Here is a 4,789-nt window from a genome sequence, read left to right on the forward strand (position 1 = left end):
CGGGCCGGCAAGGGCCCCTTCCGCAACGTCACACCGGGCGGTCTGCACGTGCACCACTGCGTGCCCGGGGTGATCCTGATGACCGTCGGCGGTTTCACCGCGATCGCGGGCGGCCGCACGGGATGGGGTTCGTGGGTGGCGGCCGTGCTGTTCGGGATGGGAACGGGGCTGGTGCTGGACGAGTTCGCGCTGATCCTGCACCTGAGCGACGTCTACTGGAGCAAGGAGGGCACGCTCAGCGTCGAGGTGGTGCTCATGACCTCGGCACTGGCGGGGCTGCTGCTGTGCGGGTTCCTGCCGCTGGGCGTGGACGGCCTGACCGAGGACCAGCTGGAGAACCGCCTGTTCCTCGCGGTCACCGTGCTGTTCAACCTGCTGCTGGCCGTGGTGGCCCTGTTCAAGGGGAAGCCGCGGCTCGCGGTGTTCGGGATGGTGGTTCCGCTGATCGCCCTGATCGCGGCGGTGCGGCTGGCCCGGCCGGCGTCACCGTGGGCGCGCCGGTTCTACGGCGGCCGCCCGAGGGCCCGGGCCCGGACGCTGCGGCGCGCCTACCGGCACGACCGGCGCTGGAGCGGGCTCGAGCGCCGGATCGGCTACCTGATCGGCGGCGCGCCCAGCCGGTGAGTGGGGTGCTCAGGCGGCGGGGGCCCCGTCGAGCTCCCAGGCGTGGCGCTTGAACTCCCGGCGGAAGTCGGCGTGGTCCTCCCACTGGCGGGCGATGCCGCGCAGTACGTCCCAGTGGTGCTCCACCGACTGGTCGATGACCTTGCGCACGAGCGGCTCGGCCGTCTCCCGGGTGGCGATGAGCCCCTTGACGGCGGAGGCCTCCAGCACGCTGTTGCGCAGCGCGCGCAGGGCGCGGGAGGTGTCGTCCATGGCGAAGCCGCGCTCACTTCCGGTCTCCGCGTCGAACAGCGGGGTGAGCCGCGCCTCGATGAACGCGGTGATCCGCTCGAAGTGCTGCACGTCCATCAGGGTTCTCCCGTTCCCGCCGGCCGGCGCGAGGGCGCGGCGCGGCTGGTCTCGTCTCGTCTGGTTCGGAGCTGCTCCGGGTGGGGAGCTCCGGTGCAGGATACGAGGTCGGGTGCGCCCGGGGTGACGCCGGGCGGGCCGTCGGCCGCCCGGCTCAACGCCGCAGCGGGCCCGGTGCGGTGACGGCGAGGAGGGGCGGGGCCGGGGAGGCGTGGCGGTGGCCGCAGGGCTCGAAGAGCAGGACCACGGGCTCACCGGGGCGCTGGCGCCAGGAGATCCGCTCGGGCGGGACGGCGCAGCGGGGACAGGCGGGCAGCGGGCCCGGCTCGGTCCGGCACTCGGGCGCGGCCGTCGGCAGCGGCGGCACGGTGAGCGGGTCAGGCATGGGGGCTCCCTGGTCCGGAGGTTGCGCTGCAGGCACTGTGCCATGGGCGGTGCCTCCTCCGCACGGGCCAATCGTCCCGCGTTCCGGCAGGTCAGGGCCGACGGGTCCGGGGAAATCGGGCCGTCTGCGGGCAGTTGGTGATCAAGCGCTCCTCCGTTCGGCCTCCACCAGGCCCGACTCGTAGGCGGCGATGACCGCCTGCGCGCGGTCGCGGACGCCCAGCTTGCCGAAGACGCCGGTGAGGTGGTTCTTGACGGTGGAGACGCTGATGTCCAGTTCCGCGGCGATCCCGGCGTTGTCGAACCCGGTGGCGAGCAGCCGCCAGATCTCCAGCTCGCGCGGGGTGAGCCCGGCGGGGGCGGCCGGGGCGGGCCGGGGTTCGCGCGCGGTGGCGCGTACGTAGGTGGAGATCAGCCGGGTCAGCAGCCTCGGGGCGACGACGGCCTCTCCGGTGTGGACGGTCCGGACGGCGGCGATCAGTTCCTCCGGGGAGACGTCCTTGGGCAGGAAGCCGTAGGCGCCGGCGCGGAGGGCGGCGACCACGTACTCGTCCATGTCGAAGGTGCTCAGGGCAAGGACCCGGGAGGCGGGGCGGGCGGAGGCGAGTTCCGCGGTGGCGCGGACCCCGTCGAGGACGGGCATGCGGATGTCCATGACCACCACGTCGGGGTGCAGGTCCCGGGCGAGCGCCACCGCCTCGGCGCCGTCGCCGGCCTCGCCGACCACCTCGACGTCCGGGTGGGGCGCCAGGATCAGGCTCAGGCCGCGGCGCACCAGGGGCTGGTCGTCGGCTATCAGTACGCGGATCATCGGCGGTGGTCCTCTCGTTCTGCCCCGTCCGGGGCTCCGGCGGCGGCCGGGACCGGGAGGCGGGCCGCGACCCGGAAGCCGCCGTCCTCGCGGGGGGCGGCCTCCAGGGTGCCGCCGTGCAGGGCGACGCGTTCGCGCATGCCGATCAGACCGTACCCGGCGCGGCCGGACCGCGGCCGGGCGGGCGTGCGGCGCGGCGGCCCGTCGCCGGGGCCGTCGTCGCAGACCTCGACCGACACCTCCTGCGGCCGGTAGGTCAGCCGGACCCGGGCGTTCGCGTTCCCGGCGTGTTTGCGGGCGTTGGTCAGGGCCTCCTGGACGACCCGGAACACGGTCAGGCCGACGGTGGGCGGAAGCGGGCGGACCGTGCCGTGCACGGTGAACTCCGTGTCCATGCCGGCCAGCCGGGACTCCGTGACGATCCGCTGGAGGTCGGCGGTGCCGGGCTGCGGGGCGGGCGGGGCGGACTCCGCCTCCTCGCCGGCCCGCAGGACGTCGAGCAGCTGTCGCATCTCGCCGAGGGCCATCCGGCCGGAGGCCTCCAGGGTCACGAGGGCCTCGCGGGCCGCTCCGGGGTCGTGCTCCAGGCTGACGCGGGCCCCGCCGGCCATCAGCTGCATGGTGGTGATGTGGTGGGCGACGATGTCGTGCAGCTCGCGGGCGATCCTGCGGCGTTCCTCGGCCACCGCCCGTTCGGCGAGCAGCTGCCGGTTGGCCTCGACCTCCCGCTGCCAGCGGTTGGCGGCGACGGCGGCGCCGACGACCAGGGCGGCGGCGACGGCGTTGGTCAGGACGTTCAGGCCGGAGGGGATCAGGGAGCCGCCCAGGCCGACGGCGGCCAGCGGGACGGTGGCCAGGCCCGCGGCGGCGACCGCGGCGGGCCGGCAGCGGCGGCCCACGGTGAAGAGGGCGACGGTCAGGGTCAGGCCGAAGTGCGGCGCCGCCGGGGTGGCGACGTTCACCACCAGGCCCAGGGTGAGCACGGCGCCGAGCACCGGGAGCGGGTGGTGGCGCCGGAACAGGAGGGTCAGGGCGGCCAGGACCAGTCCGAGCGCGCCGGTGACCGTGAAGGGGGTCCCGTCCACCACGGCGCTGAGGGACAACCCGGTGAGGTCGGTGGCCGCCGCCCCCACCGCCACCAGTCCGTCGCCCCGCGTCCACTCCAGGCGCTCGGCGCGCGTGCCCATTCGGTTCCCGCCTCCTCCGCGGGCCGCCCCCGCCCGGCCGGTCCGGGGCGGCGCGCGGCCGTCGCACGGAGCTCCATTCTGGCAAAACGCCCTGGTCGGGGCACCGGCCCCGGGTCGGGGAACGGACCAGGACCTCAGTCCTGGTCCGGGACTCGGCCCGGACCGGGGTCCCGGGGGCGGATCCTTCCGTGCCCCGACGCGCGGTGTCCGGGCGGCTGGTGGTCTGGAGACCAGCCGGCGATCGGGCCGGCGGTGGGCTTCGCAGAGACCGGAGGAGAGAAGTGATCCGCGCCCTGACGGGATGTTCGACGAGACACGCGTGGAAGGTGATCGCCGTCTGGGCGGTGGTGGGCATCGCACTCGCCCTGCTGGGCCAGGCGTTCGTGTACCGGGCGACCGAACCCGGCGATGCCGGTTTCCTGCCGGAGAGCTACGACTCGGCGGCCGCGCTGCGGATCGCCGAGCAGGACTTCGGGGTGCGTCCGGACGCCGACCCGCTGACCGTGCTCGTGGCCCGTACGGACGGGGCGGCGCTGACGGCCGCCGACGAGCGGCGGATCGGGGAGGTGGCCGGGCGGCTGTCCCGGCAGCGGGTGGTCATGCCGCGGGCGGAGGACGATACACCGCTGGTGCAGGACCATTCCCAGGTGCCCCGGATCGGGGCGGGGGCGACGGCGCCGGAACGGGCGTTCCGGCTGATTCCGGTGGAGCTGACGGGCAATCCGCAGGATCCCGGGGTGCAGGGCACCTACCGGGCCTTCCGGGAGCAGGCGCGCGGGGCGTTCCAGGAGGCGGGGCTGCGGACCGGGTTCACGGGCGGGCTGGCCACGACCGTGGACACGGCCGACGCGGAGGAGACCCGCACCATGGTCGTCGGCCTCGCGATGACCGGGCTGATCGTGCTGCTCCACGTCCTGGTGTTCCGCAGTCTGGCGGCGGCCCTGCTGCCGCTGCTGACGGTGACGATCGTCGGCGGGGCGGCGTCGGGCGCGGTGGTCGGGGCGGCCCTCCTGACGGGGATCGACCTGGCCCCCTCCACGCCCGGGCTGATCAACGTGGTGCTGATCGGCATCGGCATCGACTACTTCCTCTTCCTGCTGTTCCGCTTCCGCGAGCAGCTGCGCGCCCACCCCGGGCAGTCGGGCCGGGAGGCGGCGGCCGAGGTCGCGGGCCGGGTGGGGACGGCGGTCACTTCGGCGGCGCTGACGATCGTGGCGGCGTTCGCCACGCTCGGGGTCGCCTCCTTCGGCCAGTTCCGGGTGCTGGGCCCGGCCATCGCGGTGGCGGTGCTGGTGATGCTGCTGGGCAGCCTGACGCTGATGCCGGCGCTGCTGGCCGTGACGGGCCGCCGGATGTTCTGGCCCTCGCGGTCCCTGCGGCGGGCTCCGCGCGCGGGTGCGGCGGGGCGGCTCGGTGAGCTGGCCGCCCGCCGTCC

The 4,789-nt window shown here is 75.2% G+C and carries 6 protein-coding genes; 2 read left to right on the forward strand and 4 right to left on the reverse strand.

Going from position 1 to position 4,789, the window contains the following annotated elements:
• The coding region (locus VR44_RS35195; RefSeq protein ID WP_045951717.1) for a hypothetical protein at positions 1-624 on the forward strand (624 nt) is incomplete at its 5' end.
• A 9-nt stretch (positions 625-633) separates the two neighbouring features.
• On the opposite strand, the gene VR44_RS35200 is transcribed toward VR44_RS35195, so the two are convergent.
• From VR44_RS35200 to VR44_RS35215, 4 genes are all read right to left on the reverse strand, one after another.
• Positions 634-972, reverse strand: coding sequence for a hypothetical protein (locus VR44_RS35200; RefSeq protein WP_045951718.1), 339 nt, complete (start codon positions 970-972; stop codon positions 634-636).
• A gap of 154 nt (positions 973-1,126) precedes the next feature.
• On the reverse strand, positions 1,127-1,357 hold the full coding sequence (locus VR44_RS35205) for a hypothetical protein (protein WP_045951719.1): 231 nt from the start codon (positions 1,355-1,357) through the stop codon (positions 1,127-1,129).
• A gap of 141 nt (positions 1,358-1,498) precedes the next feature.
• Positions 1,499-2,167 (reverse strand): response regulator, encoded by a 669-nt coding sequence (locus tag VR44_RS35210; RefSeq protein WP_045951720.1) that lies wholly within the window; start codon positions 2,165-2,167, stop codon positions 1,499-1,501.
• Positions 2,164-3,354 carry a sensor histidine kinase gene (locus VR44_RS35215; protein WP_045951721.1) on the reverse strand — a complete coding sequence of 397 codons (1,191 nt, stop codon included), beginning with the start codon at positions 3,352-3,354 and terminating at the stop codon, positions 2,164-2,166. Before VR44_RS35215 ends, VR44_RS35210 begins: the two co-directional genes overlap by 4 nt.
• Positions 3,355-3,635: 281 nt before the next feature.
• Here VR44_RS35215 and VR44_RS35220 point away from each other — a divergent pair.
• Positions 3,636-4,789 (forward strand): MMPL family transporter (locus tag VR44_RS35220; RefSeq protein ID WP_045951722.1); only part of this gene is annotated, 1,154 nt, incomplete at its 3' end.

Origin of the sequence: Streptomyces katrae (assembly GCF_000966975.1) — a bacterium.
GTDB lineage: Bacteria > Actinomycetota > Actinomycetes > Streptomycetales > Streptomycetaceae > Streptomyces > Streptomyces katrae.